18 protein-coding genes, 1 tRNA gene and 1 pseudogene are annotated in these 21345 nt (G+C 69.8%); 17 read left to right on the forward strand and 3 right to left on the reverse strand.

Features of this window, described 5'->3' with window-relative positions; all coding sequences use genetic code 11:
• Positions 1 to 2: 2 nt before the first annotated feature.
• The 8 genes and pseudogenes from ACN27E_RS02780 (at position 3) to ACN27E_RS02815 (ending at position 7974) form a co-directional block, all read left to right on the forward strand.
• Positions 3 to 932, forward strand: coding sequence for an amino acid ABC transporter permease (locus ACN27E_RS02780; protein ID WP_422746493.1), 930 nt, complete (start codon positions 3 to 5; stop codon positions 930 to 932).
• A gap of 5 nt (positions 933 to 937) precedes the next feature.
• Positions 938 to 1690, forward strand: coding sequence for an amino acid ABC transporter ATP-binding protein (locus tag ACN27E_RS02785; RefSeq protein WP_422746494.1), 753 nt, complete (start codon positions 938 to 940; stop codon positions 1688 to 1690).
• Positions 1691 to 2839: a MacS family sensor histidine kinase gene (gene macS / locus ACN27E_RS02790; protein WP_422746495.1), complete on the forward strand. Its 1149-nt coding sequence runs from the start codon at positions 1691 to 1693 to the stop codon at positions 2837 to 2839.
• Positions 2840 to 2852: 13 nt separating this feature from the next.
• A complete protein-coding gene (locus ACN27E_RS02795; RefSeq protein WP_422749560.1) occupies positions 2853 to 3485 on the forward strand; it encodes a LuxR C-terminal-related transcriptional regulator in 633 nt (210 codons plus the stop codon).
• A 43-nt stretch (positions 3486 to 3528) separates the two neighbouring features.
• Positions 3529 to 5343, forward strand: a complete 1815-nt coding sequence (locus ACN27E_RS02800) for a DUF2339 domain-containing protein (RefSeq protein ID WP_422746496.1) — start codon at positions 3529 to 3531, stop codon at positions 5341 to 5343.
• Between the two features lie 86 nt (positions 5344 to 5429).
• Positions 5430 to 5920 (forward strand): annotated as a pseudogene (locus tag ACN27E_RS02805) (Dps family protein).
• A 28-nt stretch (positions 5921 to 5948) separates the two neighbouring features.
• The gene (locus ACN27E_RS02810; protein WP_422746497.1) at positions 5949 to 6395 is read left to right on the forward strand and encodes an SRPBCC family protein; all 447 of its coding nucleotides are present in this window, start codon (positions 5949 to 5951) and stop codon (positions 6393 to 6395) included.
• Entirely contained in the window at positions 6382 to 7974 is a 1593-nt protein-coding gene (locus ACN27E_RS02815) for a phytoene desaturase family protein (RefSeq protein WP_422746498.1), read from the forward strand. Before ACN27E_RS02810 ends, ACN27E_RS02815 begins: the two co-directional genes overlap by 14 nt.
• Here ACN27E_RS02815 and ACN27E_RS02820 read toward each other — a convergent pair.
• A complete protein-coding gene (locus ACN27E_RS02820; RefSeq protein WP_422746499.1) occupies positions 7940 to 9259 on the reverse strand; it encodes an adenylate/guanylate cyclase domain-containing protein in 1320 nt (439 codons plus the stop codon). The genes ACN27E_RS02815 and ACN27E_RS02820 overlap by 35 nt on opposite strands.
• A gap of 26 nt (positions 9260 to 9285) precedes the next feature.
• Positions 9286 to 10794, reverse strand: a complete 1509-nt coding sequence (locus tag ACN27E_RS02825; RefSeq protein WP_422746500.1) for a PucR family transcriptional regulator ligand-binding domain-containing protein — start codon at positions 10792 to 10794, stop codon at positions 9286 to 9288.
• Between the two features lie 82 nt (positions 10795 to 10876).
• On the opposite strand from ACN27E_RS02825, the gene speB reads away from it, so the two are divergent.
• The 5 genes from speB to ACN27E_RS02850 all read left to right on the forward strand — a co-directional run bounded on the left by speB (position 10877) and on the right by ACN27E_RS02850 (position 16466).
• The gene (gene speB / locus ACN27E_RS02830) at positions 10877 to 11818 is read left to right on the forward strand and encodes an agmatinase (protein WP_422746501.1); all 942 of its coding nucleotides are present in this window, start codon (positions 10877 to 10879) and stop codon (positions 11816 to 11818) included.
• Entirely contained in the window at positions 11815 to 13404 is a 1590-nt protein-coding gene (locus ACN27E_RS02835; protein ID WP_422746502.1) for a thiamine pyrophosphate-dependent enzyme, read from the forward strand. Before speB ends, ACN27E_RS02835 begins: the two co-directional genes overlap by 4 nt.
• Positions 13405 to 13413: 9 nt before the next feature.
• Positions 13414 to 14850 (forward strand): sodium:solute symporter, encoded by a 1437-nt coding sequence (locus tag ACN27E_RS02840; RefSeq protein WP_422746503.1) that lies wholly within the window; start codon positions 13414 to 13416, stop codon positions 14848 to 14850.
• A gap of 84 nt (positions 14851 to 14934) precedes the next feature.
• Positions 14935 to 16251: a PGRS repeat-containing protein gene (locus ACN27E_RS02845; protein WP_422746504.1), complete on the forward strand. Its 1317-nt coding sequence runs from the start codon at positions 14935 to 14937 to the stop codon at positions 16249 to 16251.
• Between the two features lie 14 nt (positions 16252 to 16265).
• Entirely contained in the window at positions 16266 to 16466 is a 201-nt protein-coding gene (locus tag ACN27E_RS02850; RefSeq protein WP_422746505.1) for a hypothetical protein, read from the forward strand.
• Between the two features lie 443 nt (positions 16467 to 16909).
• On the opposite strand, the gene ACN27E_RS02855 is transcribed toward ACN27E_RS02850, so the two are convergent.
• Positions 16910 to 16986 (reverse strand) — tRNA-Leu (locus ACN27E_RS02855).
• 70 nt (positions 16987 to 17056) lie between these two features.
• Between ACN27E_RS02855 and ACN27E_RS02860 the strand changes: the two genes are divergently transcribed.
• From ACN27E_RS02860 to ACN27E_RS02875, 4 genes are all read left to right on the forward strand, one after another.
• A complete protein-coding gene (locus ACN27E_RS02860) occupies positions 17057 to 17683 on the forward strand; it encodes an ANTAR domain-containing response regulator (RefSeq protein ID WP_422746506.1) in 627 nt (208 codons plus the stop codon).
• 195 nt (positions 17684 to 17878) lie between these two features.
• Positions 17879 to 19090 carry a branched-chain amino acid ABC transporter substrate-binding protein gene (locus ACN27E_RS02865; protein ID WP_422746507.1) on the forward strand — a complete coding sequence of 404 codons (1212 nt, stop codon included), beginning with the start codon at positions 17879 to 17881 and terminating at the stop codon, positions 19088 to 19090.
• Positions 19091 to 19187: 97 nt separating this feature from the next.
• The gene (locus ACN27E_RS02870) at positions 19188 to 20198 is read left to right on the forward strand and encodes a branched-chain amino acid ABC transporter permease (RefSeq protein WP_422746508.1); all 1011 of its coding nucleotides are present in this window, start codon (positions 19188 to 19190) and stop codon (positions 20196 to 20198) included.
• Positions 20195 to 21340: a branched-chain amino acid ABC transporter permease gene (locus ACN27E_RS02875; RefSeq protein WP_422746509.1), complete on the forward strand. Its 1146-nt coding sequence runs from the start codon at positions 20195 to 20197 to the stop codon at positions 21338 to 21340. Before ACN27E_RS02870 ends, ACN27E_RS02875 begins: the two co-directional genes overlap by 4 nt.
• Positions 21341 to 21345 lie beyond the last annotated feature (5 nt).

Genomic DNA, 21345 nt, shown 5'->3' on the forward strand with positions numbered 1-21345 from the left:
CGATGAGTGATGCCGACCCGTCGTCATCGTCCGGCACCCCGGCCGCTATCGATGCCGTACCACTTCGCCATCCGTGGCGGTGGGTGGCGGCGGTCGTCATCCTCGTCCTGGCCGGACTGTTTCTCTACGGTGCGGCCACCAACGAGGCCTACCGCTGGCCGACCTACTGGGAGTACCTGTTCAACGAACGGGTGATCACGGTCGGTGTGGTGAACACCCTGCAGCTGACCATCTACTCGATGGTGCTCGCGCTCGTGCTCGGAGTGCTGCTGGCCGTGATGCGACTGTCGCCCAACCCGGTCTTCAAGGCGGTGTCGTGGGCGTATCTGTGGATCTTCCGCGGCACCCCGGTGTATGTGCAGCTGGTGTTCTGGGGTCTGCTGCCGACCATCTACCAGAACATCCGGCTGGGGGTGCCGTTCGGGCCCGCGCTGCTGGAATTCAACATGCAGGCCTTCTCGATGCCCTTCATCCTGGCGATCCTGGGCCTGGCCCTCAACGAATCCGCCTACATGGCCGAGATCATCCGGGCCGGCATCAGCTCGGTGCCCGAGGGGCAGCTCGAAGCATCCACCGCACTGGGTATGTCCTGGGGTCTGGCGATGCGGCGCACCGTGCTGCCGCAGGCGATGCGGGTGATCATCCCGCCGACCGGCAACGAGGTGATCAGCATGCTCAAGACCACCTCGCTGGTCACCGGCGTGCCGTTCGCGCTGGACCTCTACGGCATCACCTCCCGCGAAATCGCCTCGCGCATCTTCGAACCGGTGCCGCTGCTGATGGTGGCCGCCACGTGGTATCTGGTCATCACCAGCGTGCTGATGGTCGGGCAGTACTACCTCGAGCGGTACTTCTCCAGGGGCGCCTCGCGCAAGCTGACGACGCGACAGCTCGATGCGCTGGCCAAGGCGCAGTTGGGAGAACAGCAGTGACCCCAATGGTCAAGGCGGAACAGGTCTGCAAGAGTTTCGGCGCCCTGCAGGTGCTCAAAGGGGTCACCCTCGAGATCGGCAAGGGTGAGGTGCTGTGCGTCGTGGGGCCGTCGGGGTCGGGCAAGTCGACGTTCCTGCGCTGCATCAACCACCTCGAACACGTCAGCGCCGGGCGGCTCTACGTCGACGGCGAACTCGTCGGCTACCGGCAGCGCGGCGGCAAGCTGCACGAGATGTCGCCTCGCGACGCCGCGCGACAGCGTCGCGACATCGGCATGGTGTTCCAGCACTTCAACCTGTTTCCGCACCGCACCGCGCTCGGCAACGTCATCGAGGCGCCGATCCAGGTGAAGCGCGTCAGAAAAGACGAGGCGACTGCCCGTGGCAGGGATCTGCTCGACCAGGTCGGGCTGGCGGACAAAGCGACCGCCTACCCCGCGCAGCTCTCCGGCGGACAGCAGCAGCGGGTGGCCATCGCCCGCGCGCTGGCGATGAGCCCGAAGCTCATGCTGTTCGACGAACCCACCTCGGCACTCGATCCCGAACTGGTCGGCGAGGTGCTGGGGGTCATGAAAAAGCTGGCCGCGGAGGGGATGACCATGGTCGTGGTCACCCACGAGATGGGGTTCGCCCGCGAGGTCGCGGACAAGCTGGTCTTCATGGACGGTGGGGTGATCGTCGAGAGCGGCGATCCGCGCGAGATGATGAGCAACCCCCAGCACGATCGCACGAAAGCCTTCCTGTCCAAGGTGATGTAGGTGCCGGCGACGGTCGACCCGGCCACCCCGCTGTGGCGGGCGGCCCAGGTGTTCCGGTTGCTGAGTTGTCTGTACGCGTTGGGATTTCAGATCGCGGTCAACGGCGATCTGGACCGGCCCGCGGTGGCGTGGACGCTGTTCGCGGTGCTGATCGGCTGGAGTGCGGCGTGCGCGGTGGCCTACCTGTCGGGCTTCGGGCGACGGCCGGCGTGGGTGACGGCCGAGATCGTCGTCGTGGTGGCGCTGATGCTGTCCACCGATCTGGTGGCCGGGGACCGCTGGGTGGCCGACAACCAGTCCTGGCCGACCACCCTGTGGGCGACCAACGCGACCATCTCTGCGGCGATCCTGCGCGGCCCGGTCGCCGGGATGCTGGCCGGGGTGGTGGTGATGGCGACGTCGGCGGCGGTGAAGGGCCAGGTGAACATCGATCTCGGACGCAACGCCACCATCGTCATCGAACTGGCCGTGGGCCTGGCGGTGGGGATGGCCGCGCAGACCGCGCGGCGCGCACACGCCGAACTCGAACAGGCCGCCCGGTTGGCGGCGGCGCTGGAGGAACGGGAGCGGTTGTCCCGGCAGGTGCACGACGGCGCCATGCAGGTCCTCGCCCTGGTGGCCCGTCGGGGACGCGAGATCGGCGGCCCCACCGCCGAACTCGCCGAACTGGCCGGTGAGCAGGAACGCGCGCTGCGCCGGATGCTCAGCGATGCCGCCGGACCCGTGCCGGCCGACGCCCGCACCGACGTGTCGGCGCTGCTGCGCCGGCGGGCCTGCGACCGCGTCTCGGTGAGCCTGCCCGCCGACCCCGTGCTCCTGGACCCCGCGGTGGCCGAGGAGCTGTGCGCGGCGGCGGTCAACGCCCTGGACAACGTCACCGCCCACGCCGGCCCCGATGCGCACGCCTACGTGCTGGTGGAGGATCTCGGTGACGCAGTCACGGTCAGCGTTCGCGACGACGGTCCGGGCATCCGGGCCGGACGGCTGGCCGAGGCGGCCGCCGACGGGCGGATGGGTGTCGCGAAATCCATTGTGGGGAGAATGAATGCGCTCGGTGGATCAGCCCGGCTGCACACCGGGCCGGACACCGGCACCGAATGGGAGCTGACCGTGCCGCGGGCGGGGAAGGAGGGCGCCGGTGACCGGTGATCAGACGACGGTGATGGTGGTCGACGACCATCCGATCTGGCGTGACGCCGTCGCGCGGGATCTGGCCGACGAGGGATTCGCGGTGGTGGCGACGGCCGACGGTGTGGCGTCGGCGCGCCGACGGGCCCTGGCCGTCCAACCCGCGGTGGTGGTCATGGACATGCGGCTGGCCGACGGCGACGGCGGCCGGGCCACCGCCGAGGTGCTGGCCGTGTCGCCGCAGTCCCGCGTTCTGGTGCTGTCTGCCTCCGATGAACGCGACGACGTGCTGGAAGCGGTCAAGGCCGGCGCCACCGGCTATCTGGTCAAGAGCGCATCGAAAGCCGAACTGAGCGCTGCGGTGCGGGCGACCGCGCAGGGCCGCGCGGTGTTCACTCCGGGGCTGGCCGGGCTGGTGCTGGGGGAGTACCGGCGCATCGCGCAAGAGCCGGCCGGGCCCACCCTCACCGACCGCGAACTCGAGGTGCTGCGCCACGTCGCCAAGGGGCTCACCGCCAAACAGATCGCGGCGCGGCTCTCGCTGAGTCACCGCACCGTCGAGAACCATGTGCAGGCGACGTTCCGGAAACTGCAGGTCGCCAACCGGGTTGAATTGGCGCGCTACGCGATCGAGCACGGACTCGACGACGAGGGCGAACAGGGGTAGTCCTACTCATCCGCAGGCGCCGCTCGATTGCCACGATCGGTTCATGACCGAACCGCATCGTGCCGTGATCGCCCGGTTGTCGGCGGATTTCGCCGCCCTGTCCCAGCAGCTGGGTCGCGTCTCGGCCGACCTCGTCGAGTTGGACCGCCTGCTCGCGCAGGCTCCGGCGGCGCGGCCCGCCGCGGTGCCGCCGCCGGTCCCGGTATGGCCGCCCTACGCCCCGCCACCCGTCCCGGTGCCCCCACCACCAGCCGCCGTGCGCCCGGTCGCGCTGCCCGCTCCACCCCCGCCGCCGCGCGAACGCTCGGAGGGATGGATCGGCAAGGCCCTCGCGGTCGCCGGCGTCGCCGTCACCCTGATCGGCGTCGTCCTGCTGCTCGTGCTGGCCGCCCAGGCGGGCATTCTGCGCCCCGAGGTGCGGGTCACCGCGGGGGCCGTCCTCGCGGGTGCGCTGGTCGCGGCCGGGTGCCGAGTCGACCGCCGACCCGGTGGCCGGGTCGGCGCCATCGCCCTGGCCGCCACCGGGGTGGCCGCGGCGTACATCGACGTCATCGCCGTCACCACCGTCTACGAATGGATCTCCGCACCCGTCGGGCTCGTCGTGGCCGCCTTGATCGGCGGGGCGGGTCTGATGCTGGCGCGCCGCTGGAACTCCGAACATCTCGGTCTGCTGGTGTTGATCCCGCTGCTGGTACTGGCTCCCGTCGTCACCGGCGGCGTCACGTTGACGCTGCTCGGCTTCATGCTCGCGCTGTCGGCGACGTCGCTGCCGGTGCAACTGGGCAGGAACTGGATCTGGCTGCACGCCGCGCGCACCGCCGCGGTCACCGTGCCGCTGCTGGTGGCGCTCGCCGGGGCCGCGATCGGGGAGCGCGCGGATCTGCTGCTCGCCGCGGCATGCGGAATCGCCGCTCTGCTGGCCCTCGCCGGCGGGCTGATCGTGTTGCCGCGCACCACGAACGGCGCAGCGCTGGCCCTGCTCACCGCGGCGGGCGTGCTCCCCGTGCTGTGCGTGTCGGCAACCGCCGACCGGACGGTGGCGGCCCTGATGATCGCGGCGCTGGCCGCGGCATTGCTCGCCGTCGTCCTGGGCGGCGCCTGGCTGCCCGCGGTGTCGGGTGTCGTCCGGCAGATCTGGTCGGCGCTGTCGGCGATCAGCGCACTGGTTGCCGTCAACGTCGCCTTCGACGGTGAGGTGGCCGCACCGCTTCTGCTGGCGATGGCCACGGTGGTCGCGGTCGCCGGCCGGCGCGACGACGTCGCGCGATGGGCCGCGGTCGGTTTCGCCGTGATCGGCGGGCTGCTCTATCTCGCGTACGCCCCGCCGGCCGTGCTGATCGAGGCCACGCAGTCGAGCACACCGGACGCGGTGTCGGTCCTGATCGCCAGCGTCCTCCTGGCCGCAGCCGCCGCGGCCATCGCCTGGAGCCACGCCGGCGCCGCCAACGTCGAGGCCGCGCGCGTGCTGTGGCTGGGAACCGGGGCGGTCGGCCTGTACGCCGCGACCATGCTTCTGGTCACGGCCGGGGTGCTGATCGGGGGTCCGGACGGTGGCTTCTTCGCCGGGCACATGGCCGCGACGATCTGCTGGATCGGTGCTGCCGCAGGTCTTCTCGGTTACGCCGCGCGGCGCCCCAGGGAAGACCGCTCGGTGCCGATCGGCGCGGGAATGGCGCTCGTGGCCGCGGCGGTGGCCAAGCTGTTCCTGTTCGACCTCGGCACGCTCGACGGCATCTTCCGCGTCGCGGTGTTCATCGTCGTGGGGTTGGTCCTGCTCGGCATGGGCGCCGGCTACGCCCGGCTGCTCGCGGCGCAGGACGAGCAGAACGGGTCCATGACCGGCGCCCAGGGGGAATAGGTGGCTCGGCAACGCGCGCTCCCCGCGTGACGCCGATCACTCCGGCAATCAGGAAAGGATCCTCGACCTGCGGTGTTGATACTGGCATGACGACAACACGACGCACCGAAGCCGAAATCCAAGCCTTCACCGCCGGCCCCGAATTCGCCGCAAACCTGCAACGGGTGCTGGTCGACCTCATCGAGTTGCACTTGCAGGGCAAGCAGGCGCACTGGAACGTCGTCGGCACGAACTTCCGGGATCTGCACCTGCAGCTCGATGAACTCGTGGACTTCGCGCGTGAAGCCAGTGACACCGTCGCCGAGCGGATGCGCGCGCGCTCGACGCGGTCCCCGACGGGCGCAGCGACACCGTCGCCGCCACCACCTCGCTGCCGGAGTTCCCGGCCTTCGAACGCAGCACCGCCGAGGTGGTCGACCTGATCACCGGTCGCGTGTACGCCGCGGTGGACACCATGCGCGCCGTGCACGACGCCGTCGACGCGGCCGACCCCAGCACCGCCGACATCCTCCATCAGCTGATCGACGGACTGGAGAAGCTCGCGTGGATGATCAAGTCGGAGAACCGGAAGGTCTAAACCACCGCGCGGCGGGTATCCGCCACCGGTGACGGTGACACGCAACATTGCCGCGACACGTCAGCAAGTATGGGACGTGATCGCCGACGGGTGGACGTATTCGCAGTGGGTGGTGGGTAACAGCCGGATGCGCGCTGTCGCCCCCGATTGGCCGGCGCCCGGCTCCACCATCCACCACTCCATCGGCGTCTGGCCGGTGCTGCTGAACGACGAGACGCTCGTGGAGGAGTGCACGCCGCCGGAGCGACTGGTGTTGCACGCCAAGGGGCGGCCGTTCGGCGGCGCGCGGATCGTGCTGACGCTGCACGACGAGGGCGACGGGTGCCGCGCGCAGATGGAGGAGTATCCGCTCAGCGGCCTGGGCAAGTTGCTGCCCGGGCAGATCTCCGACGCCGCGGTGTGGCCGCGTAACAACGAGACACTGCGCCGACTGGCATTCCTGGCTGAGCGTCGCAACGACGGTGACGTCGACTAGCGCCGACGCGGTCGTCATCGGCGCCGGGCACAACGGGCTGGTGGCCGCCGCGCTCATGGCCGACGCCGGCTGGGATGTCGTCGTCCTGGAGGCTCAGCCCGAACCGGGTGGGGCGGTGCGCAGCGCCGAGCGGATCCCCGGGTACATCAGCGATCTGTACAGCGCGTTCTACCCGCTGTCGCTGGCATCGCCGGTGCTCACCGGACTGCATCTCGAAGACCACGGCCTGCGCTGGACCCACGCGCCCGCGGTGGTCGGGCATCCCCGCGGCGCCGACGACGAGGACGCGCCCGTCATCCACCGCGATCCGGGTCGCACCGCGGCCGAACTCGCCCGGCACCACCCCGACGACGGCGACAACTGGCTGCGGCTGTTCGACTTGTGGCAGCAGATCAAGGATCCGCTGCTGACGAGCCTGTTCACGCCGTTCCCGCCGGTGCGCGGAGCGGCTGGACTGCTGCGCCGCCTCGGCACCGCCGAAGCCCTGCGGCTGGTGCACCGGTTGGTGTTGCCCGCCGGTGAGATGGCCCGGCAGTTGTTTGCCGGCGACGCCGCTCGCCTTCTGCTGCTCGGCAATGCCCTGCATGCCGACGTCCCCCTCGACGCGCCCGGCAGCGGCGTCATGGGGCTGATGTTGATCATGATGGCGCAGGACGGCGGATGGCCGGTGCCCGTCGGAGGTGCCGGACAGCTGACCGCCGCCCTGGTGCGCCGCGCGGAATCGGCCGGCGTCCGGATCGAATGCGATCAGCCGGTCACCGGCATCGACGTGCGTGGCGGCCGGGCCGTCGGCGTCCGCACCGCCGACGGCCGGTCGGTCTCGGCGCGCCGGGCGGTGGTGGCCGACGTGTCGGCGCCCGCGCTCTACCGCACCCTGCTGCCCGTCGACGTCGTGCCGCCGCGCGTGCTGGCGGACCTCGAGCACTTCACCTGGGACACCCCGGTATTGAAGATCAACTATGCGCTCGACGCGCCGATCCCGTGGCGGTCGAAGAACCTCAACGAGGTGGGCACGGTACATCTGGGCGCCGACGCCGACGGACTGGTCCGCTGGATGGCCGACCTCAACACCCGTACGGTGCCCGATCACCCGTTCATGCTGTTCGGGCAGATGACCACCGCCGACCCCACCCGCTCCCCGGCCGGCACCGAGAGCGCGTGGGCCTACACGCATCTGCCGCGGGACGTCACCGACGACGCCGCGGCCGACCGGTTGTCCGAATCGGTCGACCGGGTGCTCGAGGAGCATGCCCCCGGCTTCGCCGACGCCGTCGTCGGCAAGTTCATCCAGCGCCCGTCGGAGCTGACCGCCTCGGACGCCAACCTGGTCGGCGGCGCCGTCAACGGCGGCACCGCACAACTGCAGCAGCAGCTGATCTTCCGTCCCACGCCCGGATTCGGCCGTTCCGAGACGCCGATCGAGGGGCTCTACCTCGGCAGCGCGGGCGCCCATCCGGGCGGGGGCGTGCACGGGGTGTGCGGCCGAAACGCGGCGCGCGCCGCGCTGGCCGGCGACGGTGTGACCGGATGGCCGCGACGGCGGGTCAACCAGCTGGTGATGTCACTGTTCGTGCGTTAGTGGGCAGTTCGACGGCCGCCCGGACCGCCCCGTCGTCGCGGCGGCCGACCAGGTACCAGGTGTGGATCACGCCCTTGCCCTTGATGTCGACATCGCCGCGCTCCTCGAAGTCGAAGCTGTGCCGGATGCGTTCGTAGATGTTGTGCGGCACCTGGATTCGACCCACCACGTCGGTCGTCTCCATCCGGGCCGCGACGTTGACCGCGTCGCCCCACACGTCGTAGAAGAATTTGCGCGCACCGACCACACCGGCCACCACCGGCCCGGCCGCCAGGCCGATCCGCAGCGGTACCGCTCGGCCCCGGTGGTCGGTGAGATCGGCCACGGCGTCGGCCATGTCCAGGGCGAGACAGGCCAGCGCCTCGACGTGATCGGGCCGTGGCCGCGGGACCCCGCTGACCACCATGTAGCTGTCCCCGCTGGTTTTCACCTTCTCCAGACCGTGGCGGTCGACCAGCGCGTCGAGGTCGGTGTAGAGCTGGTCGAGGAACCGCACCAGTTCGGTCGGCGACGTATCGCTGGCGCGTTCGGTGTATCCGGCGATGTCGGCGAACAGAACCGACGCATCGTCGTAGCGGTCGGCGATGATCGAATGCGTCGGATCCTTGAGGCGGGCGGCCACGCTGGTGGGCAGGATGTTGGCCAGCAGCTTCTCCGACCGCTGGTACTCGGCCTCCATGGCGCGTTCGGCGCGGTCGGTCTCGCGCAGGGCGTACCACACCGTGGCGAACACCATCAGGGTCGACGACACCGCCGACAGGATGAAGCCGACGGTCAACATCCACGGCGGGCCGACCTGGCGGTCGTCGGGCACGATCAACTCGATCACGATCGAGGCCACGACGCCGAGAGCCACGATCGTCGCGGACAGCACGATGCGCTCGATACCCAGCACCAGCACCACCAGCGATGCCGACACCAGGTAGTAGAACTGCAAGCCCGAATCGGTGCCCACCTGAAAGCAGATGAACGTCACCGATATGTAGGCCAGGACGAAGAACGTCAGCGGTGCGATCAGCTCGCCGAAGCGGTAGACCAGCGGGACGGCGATGAACAGCACGCCGAACGCCAGGTTCAGCAGGCCGATCCACCAGGCCGAGCCGCCCAGCACCAGCTGGAAGATGCCGAAGGCGGCGGAGACCACCGCGGCGATCCAGGTCGCGATGGTGAGCACCCGCAGCCGGCGCACGACCGCCTCGGCGTAATGCCGGGTGCGGGCGGGCATGCGGCTCTGCAGCGCGACCTCGGGCATACAGACCGTTCGACGGCTTCCACTCACAGCCATCGTCGCAGCGTATCGCCGCCGGCCGACTACTCGGCCGACATTCGCGCGGCCTCCCTGGCGTGCAGGGCCAGCCACAGCTCGAAGCGGTCGGACGCATCGTCGAGCCGGCGGCCGGTGAGCCGCTCGACCGTGTCGATCCGCTGGCGCACGGTGTGGCGATGGAGGCGCAAGCCGGCGGCCGCACCCGCCCACTGACCGTTGTGGTCGAGGAACGCCACCAGCGCCGGCATCAGGTCCATCGCCCGGTCCGCGGCGTCGATCGGCGCGAGCACCGCGTCGGCGTAGGCCTGCAGGGCCGGCCCGCCCACGCTGCTCAGCAGCACCCGGCTGCTGGCGACATCGTCGGCGTGGACATGGCGGGCCATGGTGCGCGCGGTGGGCAGCGCCGAGCGGGCTTGACGCAGCGACACCGCCAACGCCCCCGGACGCACTGCGATGCCGATCCCCGCGGCCCGTCCGTCGGCCAGGGCGGCCAGGGCGTCGGCCAGATCGGTGTGCACCGGTACGGCGACCTCGACGACGTCACCGGCCACCCGCGCCAGCGCGTCTGGAAGGGTGCCCAGCAGGTCTGCGGCCAGGTCGTCGGCGTCGGCGGGCGCGTCGATGACGGCGCATCGCAGGTCGGTGTCGACGAGGTCCACCGAACCGAGCCAGCGGGCGGCGACCACGTCGTCGACGGTGCCGCGGGCCAGCCGATCGAAGATGTGTGCGCGCCCCCGTCGCTGAGCCGTGGTGGCCCCCAACCGCCGCTCCAGTTCCAGCGACAGCAACGAGACGAGATCTCCGCGAACCTGTTGTACGGCAGCGCTTTCGGAGTGCCGGAGCGGCCCCTCGGTGACGAGCCAGCCCCGCAGCCGGTGGGCGCCGAGGGCGTGCAGCTCCAGCCGGTTGCCGTCGCGGATGTCACCGGCTGCGGCGGCCAGCCCGTGGTGGCGCACCGACGCCAGCAGCTCCTCGGAGCGGCGCCGCAGGCGCTCACCGTCGGCTGCGGTGCCGGCGAGCAGTCGGCCCAGCAGGTCGATCACCGCCCCGCTGCGCCCGGTCGCTTCACGGTGAGCGTCGAGAATGCCCGACAGCCCGCCCGGGGAAACCGCGGCCGCGGTGAGCGCCCGCTGCGTGTGCAGCGCCCATTCCAGCTCCTGGCGCTCGGCGCGGGCCCGGGCGGCGAAGACCGCCTTGGTGACGGCGATGAAGGGCACCGGATCCGGCACCGTCAGCAGCGGCATCCCGATCTCCTCGGCGGCGCCGATCAGAGCGGATGGTGCGGCCTGATGGGGCAGCTCCGCGCCGAGCCCGAGCCCGACCGCCCGGATTCCCGCGGCGTCGAGTTCGGCCAGATACGAGAGGCAGCCGCTCTCCGAGTCCGGAAGCAACAGCCCGATCGTGAGCAGCAGTTCGCCGCCCTGCAACCAGGATCCGGGATGGCGGAGCTCCGAGACGGCGGCCGCGTCGATCTCCCGGTCGGCGTGCCGAGCCCCGGCCACGAGGGTGAGACCGAGCTCGGGGTGGGCGATCAGCTCGCGCACGGTGGTCATGGACAGATTGTCGATCACGGCATCCGGAGATTCGACAGATCGGCGCTTCCGGTGTGATCGGCATCTCAGTCAGGCTGGGTGGATGGATACACCGATCGGTCCCGTCGACGCCACGAAGGTGCCCCGCTATGCGGGACCTGCGACGTTCGCCCGTCTCCCGAGGCTCGACGAGGTCACCCGCACCGACGTCGCGGTGGTCGGGGTGCCCTTCGACTCCGGGGTGTCCTATCGCCCGGGCGCACGATTCGGGCCCGGCCACATTCGTGCCGCCTCGAAGTTGCTGCGGACCTACCATCCCCGGCTCGACGTGGAACCGTTCGCCACCCAACAGGTCGCCGATGCGGGCGATATGGCGGTCAACCCGTTCGACATCGCCGAGGCGATCACGACCATCGAGCGCAACTCCGACGAACTGCGCGACGGGGGAACGAAACTGGTCACCCTCGGCGGCGATCACACCATCGCACTGCCGCTGCTGCGCTCCCTGCACCGCGACCACGGGCCGATCGCCGTACTGCACTTCGACGCCCACCTCGACACCTGGGACACCTACTTCGGCGCCCCGTTCACCCACGGCACCCCGTTCCGCCGGGCCGGCGAAGAAGGCCTGCTCGACCCGTCGCACTGTCTGCACGTCGGGATCCGCGGACCGCTCTACGCACCCACCGACCTGTCCGACGATCGGGTTCTCGGATTCCAGGTGATCGGATCGGACGACGTCCAGCTCGACGGGCTCGCCGCGGTGATCGAGCGGATGCGCGCCCGCATCGGGGAGGCGCCGGTGTACGTCTCGGTCGACATCGACGTGCTTGACCCCGCACATGCGCCGGGCACCGGCACCCCCGAGGCCGGCGGAATGACCAGCCGCGAGCTGTTGCACTGTCTGCGCAGCCTGGTCGGGGCCAACATCGTCGGCGCCGACATCGTCGAGGTGGCGCCCGCCTACGACCACGCCGAGATCACCGGCCTGGCGGCCGCGCATGTCGCCTACGAGTTGATCTCGGTGCTCGGAGCCAACCGGTGACCCACCGCAACGGCGGGGCGGCCGTGGTCGACGCACTGCTGGCCCACGGCGTCGACGCGGTGTTCGGGATCCCGGGCACCCACAACCTCGAGATCTACCGCCACCTGGAGACCGGCCTTCGCGCCGGGGTGGTCCGGGTGATCACGCCGCGCCACGAACAGGGCGCCGGATACGCCGCGGAGGCCTATGCCCGCGTCAGCGGACGGCCGGGCGTGGTGCTGACGACCAGCGGACCCGGGCTGACGAACGCGATCACCGCGGCCGCCACCGCCTACGCAGAATCGCAGCCCATGCTGGTGCTGTCGCCGGGGATGCCGACCGGAACCGAAGGGCGCGACCTCGGGCAATTGCACGAGGCGAAGAACACCAGCGCCGCGATGAACGCACTGGTGGCGTGGAGCCGACGGGTGCGCAGCCCCGACGAGGCCGCCGATGCGGTGTCCGACGCCTTCGCCGGGTTCGCCGGGCGGCGTCCACGGCCTGTCCACATCGAGATCCCGATCGACGTGCTCACCCAGCCCTGGTCGGGACAGGTGCGGACCTCGTCCGCCCCCGCCGCACCGATCGCCGATCCGCGGGCGGTGCTGCGGGCGGGGGAGGTGCTGGCCGCGGCGCAGCGGCCGTTGATCATCGCCGGCGGCGGGGCCGTCGACGCGCACGCCGAGGTCACCGCGCTGGCCGAGGCGCTCGGCGCACCGGTGGCGACCACCGTCAACGGTAAAGGTGTTGTCGCAGAAGCCCATCGGTTGTCCGTTGGGGCATCGGTGCGGCTGCGGGCATTGCAGAGGGCGGCCGCCGACAGCGATGCACTGCTGGTCATCGGAAGCGAGTTGGGCGACTCCGATCTGTGGGATGGTGAGATCCGCGGCCGCACCGTGATCCGCTGTGACATCGAGGTCGGTCAGCTCGACAAGAACTGCCCCGCCGATCACCCGTTGCTGGGCGACGCGGCCGCCACGGTGGCCGCCCTGCTCGAGGCGGTCCGCGAACGTCGCGCTGGTGACGGCGAAGAGCGGGCAGCGGCGCTGCGGGCGGCCTGTCGGCAGGAGGCGGCCCGCGACGCGGGCATCCACGAATCGATCAACACCGCCGTTCGCGCCGCGCTGCCCGCCCGCGGCGTCCTGACCGGCGACAGTTCGCAGGTCACCTATTTCGGATCGGTGCACTTCTTCGACATGCCCGCGCCGCGACGGTTCTGCTATTCACCCGGTTTCGCCACCCTCGGCTACGGGTTACCCGCCGCGATCGGTGCGTCGGTGGCCCGGCCCGGTGAACCGGTGGCCACGGTCCTCGGTGACGGGGCGGTCATGTTCTCGGTGCAGGAACTGATGACGCTGATCGAACTCGGGTTGCCGGTGCCGGTGGTGGTCGTGGACAACGGCGGCTACCGGGAGATCGAGGACCAGGAGCGGACCCGGGGCATCGCGCCGCTCGGGGTGCGGCTCAGGACACCTGATTTCGCGGCGCTGGCGGTGGCCATGGGCGCGTACGGGGTGCGCACCACCTCGACCGCCGACCTCACCGATCTGGTCGGTGCGGCACTCGACGCCGACCGGCCGACCGTCATCCACCTCGATATCCGCTAGGAGCCACCCATGGACGTCGCGATCGTCATCATCTACCTGATCGGAATGATCGGCTTCGGCTTCTGGGGCAAGCGGCGGGCAACCACTCAATCGGACTTCCTGGTGGCCGGTCGCCGACTCGGCCCACTGCTGTACTCGGGCACGATGGCGGCCATCGTGCTGGGTGGCGCGTCCACCATCGGCGGCGTGGGCCTGGGGTACGAATACGGCATCTCCGGCATGTGGCTGGTGACCGCGATCGGGGTGGGCATCCTGGCGCTGAGCCTGTTGTTCGCCGGACGGATCCAGCGGCTGCGGGTGTACACCGTCAGCCAGATGCTCGAATTGCGTTACGGGCCGGGATCTTCGGTGCTCTCGGGGGTGGTGATGTGGGGATACACACTGATGCTGTCGGTGACGTCGACCATTGCCTATTCGACGATCTTCGGCGCCCTGTTCGACATCGGCAAGGTGCCGGCGATCCTGCTCGGCGGCAGCGTCGTGATCGTCTACTCGACGCTGGGGGGCATGTGGTCGATCACGCTGACCGACTTCGTGCAGTTCGTCATCAAGACCATCGGCATCTTCTTCATCCTGCTGCCCGTGGCGCTCGCCAGGACCGGCGGGTGGAGTGGGCTGGCCGACAAGCTGCCCGCCGATGCCACCTCGTTGACCGCGATCGGCGGCGACACCATCCTGACCTACTTCGTCATCTACACCTTCGGTCTGCTGATCGGCCAGGACATCTGGCAGCGGGTGTTCACCGCCCGCAGTCCGGGGGTCGCCCGGTGGGCGGGTGCCGGTGCGGGGGTGTACTGCCTGCTCTACGCGATCGCCGGTGCGGTGATCGGAATGGCCGCCAGAGTGGTTCTGCCGCAATTGGAATCCCGTGACGACGCATTCGCGCAGTTCGTCGAGATGCAGCTGCCCCCGGTCTTGGCCGGGCTGGTGTTGGCCGCGGCCCTGGCGGCAGTGATGTCGACGTCGAGCGGTGCGCTGATCGCCACAGCCACCGTGTTCAGCCAGGACATCGTGGCGCGGGTGCGTCACCGGGATCCCGCTGCGGGCTCCGAACCCGACCACATCCGCAGCAACCGGCTCTATGTCGCCGGGTTCGGTCTGGTGATGGTGGCGATCGCGTGCGTGCTGCAGGATGTGGTCGCCGCGTTGACCGTCGCCTACGACATCCTGGTCGGGGGCCTGCTGGTGCCGATCATCGGCGGGCTGGTCTGGCGGCGCGGCACCAACGTCGGCGCGGTGGCGGCGATGGCGGTCGGCACCGTCGGCACGTTGACCACGATGGTCGTCCTCGGGGATATCTACGCCAACGAACCGATCTATGTCGGATTGGCGTCCGGCCTGCTGGTGTTCGTGGTGGGCAGCCTGTTCACCAGGCCCACCGACGCCGAGGTGCTGGCTGAATGGGACCGGCGCAGCCGGGGCGACGCCGAGGTGCCGGTCGCCTGAATCGACTGACGCGCGCGAAAATTCCTGCGACGATCTGTGCGGCGCGCGAGAGGCGCGCGCCGGCAACGCGGCAGGGGAGTTCGGATGACATCGGGGAAGCGGCCCTTGGTGGCCACCGTGGCGGCGATCGGCGGCGCCGGACTCATCGTGGCGGCGCCGGCACCGGCGCTACTGCTGGCGCCCACCGCGCACGCCGAATCGGTATCGCTGTTCGGTGACGGAGGACTGAGCGCGGCGTTCCTCGACCCGATCTTCGAGATCGCGCGGTTCATCCCGATTCTGAACGTCTTCATCGGCAACGGGGCCGACGGCACCGCGGAGAGCGTCGACGGTGGCAACGCGGGTCTGTTCGCCGGCAACGGCGGTGACGGCTTCAGTCAGACCGAGCCCGGCCGCGGCCGGGGCGGCAACGGGGGCAACGCCGGTCTGTTCTTCGGCGACGGCGGTGCCGGCGGTGCGGGCGCGCCTGGACTGGACGGCCTCACCCTCGTCACCACCGACACTGCGGCCGCGGGTCTGCCTCCGGCGATGTTCGACGCCCCGCCGGGTGGCGGGGCCGACGGGGTCGGTCTGCAGAACGGCGGCCGTGGCGCCAACTCCTACCCGGGCACCGGAACCGAAGGGCCGCAGGGCAGCAATGGGCCGAACGGCAACTTTCCCGGCGGCCGCGGTGGCAACGGCGGTGTCCTCGGCGGCAACGGCGGCGACGGCGGCGACGGCGGAGTCGGCGGCGATTTCGTGACCACCTTCGGCTACCCGACCAACGGGGGAGACGGCGGTGCCGGCGGCCTCGGCGGTGACGGGGGCCGCGGCGGCAACGGCGGCGGCAATGTCGCCTTCGACAACAACACCGGAAACGGCGGCGCCGGAGGCGTCGGCGGGCGCGGAGCCGACGGTATGGACGGCGCACCGGGTGGCAACGGCGGAAACAGCGGCCTGCTGCTCGGTGTCGGTGGCCGCGGCGGCGCGGGCGGCGCCGGCGGACACGGCGCGAACGGGGGCAGTGGAGGTATCGGCGGCAACGGCGGTGACCTGCAGCCCGGTGATCTCAGTACCGCGGGCAATGGCGGCAATGGCGGTGCCGGCGGAAACGGCGGCAACGGGGGAAGCGGCGGCGCCGGCGGTTCGGGGGGCGCCGGCGGAGTTCTGCCGTTCGTGACCGGTCGCGGCGCCGGCGGTGCCGGCGGGCGGGGCGGAAACGGCGGAAACGGCGGCACCGGCGGCGCGGGCGGTCTGTCCGGCGCGAACCCCGCCGGAACCGGAGTCGACGGTAGCAACGGGGTGGCGGGGGCGCCCGGTTCCGGCGGCAAAGGTGGGAACGGCGGTTCGGGCGGTACCGGCAGCACGAAGGGAGACAATGGTGCTGCGGGATCCAACGGCGCCGACGGCGTCACGGCCTAGGAGGGGGAATCGGCATGAGCGGTACTGACGGTGGCAATGGGGGCGACGGCGGACGCGGTGGCCGGGGCGGCTTGTTCAGCCGGCTGTTCGGCCACGGCGGCCACGGCGGCGCCGGCGGAGCGGGCGGCAAGGGTGGCGCGCCGGGCGTCGACGGCGTGCGCGGCGCCGACGGCAAGGACGGTGCGGACGGCGGTCACGGTGGCCACGCCCGCTGACCAGACAGCGATCGCGAGAGCTTTGCGGAACACCTGCCGCGCACTGATTTTGGCGGTGTCACTGGCCGCCGGGATGATGGCGGGTGCCGGTGCCGCGGCGGCCGCACCGACTTCGGGCGTCGTCGACCCGTCGCCGGATGACGCGACGGCCGGGCCACGTTCGGGCGTCTTCGATCCGTCCCCCGACACACCCGACCGGGCACCGGCCAGATCCGGGATCTTCGATCCGGTTCCGGATCCTGCGACCCCGGCATAACGGCCGTTGCTCCCCGGCTGGGGAGGGACGCTGACTCCGGTGCTGGTGGGCGCGGGTCCGCGGCCCGGCGGACCTCGCCCCGGGTTCGGCGACGGCACCGGGTGCCTGATCAGAGTCTTCTGCGGAACGCTCGTGACACCCGGACCCAGGGGGCCGGTGTTCGACCCGGTTCCCGACTAGTCGTTTCTGGTGCCCTCGGTGAGACTCGAACTCACACTGCACGGGTTTTGAATCCGTTTCCTCTGCCAATTGGGATACGAGGGCGTGCGGGTTCCCACCATAGAGGATGGCCCCGAGGTCGCTGATCGCGTGGGTTACCGCCACAATGACACCCATGACCGGGTCATCCACCGACGGCGTCACGCCGCACCGCGTCCTCATCGCCGAAGACGAGGCACTCATCCGGCTCGACCTGGCCGAGATGCTGCGCGACGAGGGCTACGAGATCGTCGGCGAGGCCGGCGACGGCCAGGAAGCCGTCGAACTCGCCGAGAGCCTGCGGCCCGACCTGGTGATCATGGACGTCAAGATGCCGCGACGCGACGGCATCGACGCCGCTTCGGAGATCGCCGCCAAGCGGATCGCGCCGATCGTCATCCTCACCGCGTTCAGCCAGCGCGAACTCGTCGAACGGGCCCGCGACGCCGGCGCCATGGCCTACCTGGTCAAACCGTTCAACGTCCAGGACCTCATCCCGGCGATCGAGGTGGCGGTCAGCCGCTTCGGCGAGCTCGCCGCACTCGAACAGGAGGTCGCGACGCTGTCCGACCGCCTGGAGACCCGCAAACTCGTCGAACGGGCGAAGGGCCTGCTGCAGGCCAAGCAGGGCATGAGCGAGCCGGAGGCCTTCAAGTGGATCCAGCGCGCCGCCATGGACCGGCGCACGACGATGAAGCGGGTGGCCGAAGTGGTGCTGGAAACCCTCGACACGCCGACCGACGAGGCGCCCGCCCAACAGTGAGCTGCGCTGCCCGCGCGTAAACACTGCGTTTCAGCGGTGCCGGTTCGTCGGCTTTCACCCGCCACCACGGCGCACCGCTTCGTCAACATCACGCACCGGCGCCACTGGTTGGCTATGTTCTACCGGAAGCATCAGCGCCCTGGCCGTGACGGTCGTGGCGGTCGAGGCCGATCAAAATCGAACCCGGAGGTGAACGTGCGCGGTCGCGTGACACGAAATGCAGTTGCTCTCAGCGGCGCGGGGCTGTTGGTGCTCGGGATTGCCGGTTGCAGTCAGTCGACGCCCGAGCAGGACGCGGCGCAGACGAACCTGAAGATCGTCGAGAAGGTGCAGATCGACGAGAACGGCGCCGAAGTGGCCGCCAGCACGGGCGCCGCGCCCGCGGACCCCGCCGGCGACGGCAACGCCACCTGCCCGCCGGTGTCCATCGCGATGGCCGGCGCGCTCAACGGTCCGGACGCCGCCCTGGGTATCAACATCAAGAACGGTGTGCAGCTCGCCATCGACAAGCACAACGCCGCCAACCCCGGTTGCCAGGTGCAGCTCAAGCCGTTCGACACCGAGGGCGACCCGCAGAAGGCCAGTGCCATCGCCCCGCAGATCGTCGACGATCAGTACACCATCGGGCTGGTGGGCCCGGCTTTCTCCGGTGAGACCAAGGCCACCGGCGGCGTCTTCGATCAGGCCGGCCTGGTCGCCACCACCGCGTCCGCCACCAACGTGACGCTGTCGGAGAACGGCTGGAAGACCTTCTTCCGCGGGCTGGCCAACGACGGCGTCCAGGGCCCCTCGGCCGCCAACTATCTGAAGAACACGTTGGGCCACAAGAAGGTCTGCGTCGTGGACGACAGCACCGACTACGGACTGGGCCTGGCTCAGGCCGTCCGCGACACCCTCGGTCCGGTGGCGGATCCGGCCTGCAACATCTCGGTCAAGAAAGGCGACAAGGACTTCTCCGCCGCGGTGACCCAGATCAAGGGCGCCGCCCCGGATTCGGTGTTCTTCGGCGGTTACTACGCCGAGGCGGCACCGCTGGTGCAGCAGCTGCGCGACGGTGGCTTCGAGGGCACCTTCGCCAGCGCCGACGGCACCAAGGACCCGGAATTCGTCAAGCAGGCCGGCGAATCCTCCAAGGGCGCCGTCCTGGCCTGCCCGTGCGGCCCGGCCACCGGCTCGTTCGCCGAGGAGTACGAGCAGAAGTTCGGCCAGGCGGCAGGCACCTACAGCGCCGAGGGCTACGACCTGGGCACCATCCTGCTCAAAGGCATCGACTCCGGTGCGATCACCCGCCCGGCGCTGTTGGACTTCGTCCGCAACTACAAGGGTCAGGGCGTCGCCCGCGAATACCAGTGGACCCCGGTGGGTGAGCTCACCACCAACCTGATCTGGATCTACGACGTCCAGTGACAGCTGAAGCGAAACGCGTCCGAGAGCATTTGGCTCGGACGCGTTTTCGCTCAGACCCGTCTTCGCCAGACACGTCCGCTGAGGAGCGCGCCACCGGATGAACTCGGCCGCAAACATCAACTTCAACGTCGGGTCGCTGGTCGACAGCTTCTGGCAGTTGACGATCGACGGTCTGTCCTGGGGAGCGATCTACGCCCTGGTCGCGGTCGGCTACACGCTGGTGTTCGGCGTGCTGCGACTGATCAACTTCGCGCACTCCGAGATCTTCATGCTCGGCATGTTCGGGGCGTATTTCGCCCTCGACATCATCCTCGGGTTCACCCCGAGCGGTAACGCCTACGACAAAGGTGCCGCGCTGACCGTCCTCTATCTGGGGGTGGCCATGCTGTTCGCGATGGTGATCTCCGGCAGCGCCGCCGTCGGTTTGGAATTCATCGCCTACCGCCCGCTGCGCAAACGCCATGCCCGGTCGCTCACCTTCTTGATCACCGCGATCGGCATGTCGTTCGTGCTCCAGCAGTTCGTCCTGTTCATCCTGCCCAAGATCATCCCCGGCTACGGCGGACCGAACGCCCAACAACCGATCGTGCTGGTGCAGCCCAAGACCCAGTTCGAGATCTTCGGGGTGGCGATCTCCAACATCACCCTGGTGATCATCGTCTCGGCGCTGGTGCTCGCCGTGCTCACCGATGTGGCGATCAACCGCACGAAGTTCGGTCGCGGTATCCGCGCCGTCGCCCAGGATCCGACGACGGCCACCCTGATGGGGGTCTCGCGGGAGCGGATCATCATGACGACGTTCCTGATCGGCGGTCTGCTGGCCGGTGCTGCCGCGCTGCTGTACACCCTGAAGGTGCCGCAGGGCATCATCTACTCCGGCGGATTTCTGTTGGGCATCAAGGCGTTCTCGGCGGCGGTACTCGGCGGGATCGGCAATCTGCGCGGAGCACTGTTGGGCGGTCTGCTGCTCGGGGTGATGGAGAACTACGGCCAGGCGGTGTTCGGCACGCAGTGGCGCGACGTGGTCGCCTTCGTGCTGCTGGTGTTGGTGCTGCTGATACGTCCCACCGGGATACTCGGGGAGAGCCTGGGGAAGGCACGCGTATGACACGGGTGATGCAGTGGTGGGATGGGCTGACGCGGGCCCAGAAGTGGGTGTTCGGGATCATCCTGTTCGCCGGGGTCGCGCTGTCCCCGTTGTTCAAGCCCGGGTTCATCGACACACCGGGAATCAGCTTCGGCGGCACCATGGCCCAGTTCGCCATGATCGCGATCATCGCGATCGGGCTGAACGTGGTGGTCGGTCAGGCCGGTCTGCTGGACCTGGGCTACGTCGGGTTCTACGCCGTCGGCGCCTACACCGTCGCCCTGCTCACCAGTCCGGAGAGCCCCTGGAACAGGTTGGGGCCCAACGGGTTCTTCAGCACACCGTGGGCGTGGCTGTCCTGTGTGCCGCTCGCGATGGCGGTGACCGCGCTCAGTGGCCTGATCCTCGGCACCCCGACGCTTCGCCTGCGCGGCGACTATCTGGCGATCGTCACCCTGGGCTTCGGTGAGATCATCCGACTGCTGGCCGACAACCTCTCCGACATAACCAACGGCCCCCGCGGTTTGAACGAAGTCGCCTTCCCGCGCTTCCTGCAGAACGATCAGCATCCCGGAGGCGTGTTCTCCGTGTCGAACTCCAGCGGCGACGCCAACTACGGCACGTGGTGGTTCTGGCTCGGTCTGATCCTCATCATCGTGATCCTGCTGCTCGTCGGGAATCTCGAACGCAGCCGCGTCGGGCGCGCCTGGATCGCGGTGCGTGAGGACGAGGACGCCGCAGAAGTCATGGGCGTCAACACGTTCAAGTTCAAGTTGTGGGCGTTCACCATCGGCGCGGCCATCGGCGGACTCTCCGGCGCGCTGTATGCCGGACAGGTGCAGTATGTCGCGCCACCGACGTTCAACATCATCAACTCGATGCTGTTCCTCTGCGCCGTGGTCCTCGGGGGGCAGGGCAACAAGCTCGGTGTGATCCTGGGCGCCTTCATCATCGTCTACCTGCCCAACCGCCTGCTCGGTGTGCATTTCCTCGGCATCGACATGGGCAACCTGAAGTATCTGTTCTTCGGCCTGGCGCTGGTGGTGTTGATGATCTTCCGCCCGCAGGGCCTGTTCCCGGCGCGTCAACATCTGCTGACGTACGCCACGGCGGCCCGTAGGCTGCTGCGCGCGCAGCCGACGGACACGGAGCCGGCCAAGTGAGCGCC

Origin of the sequence: Mycobacterium sp. WMMD1722 (assembly GCF_049315205.1) — a bacterium.
Classification (GTDB): Bacteria; Actinomycetota; Actinomycetes; order Mycobacteriales; family Mycobacteriaceae; genus Mycobacterium.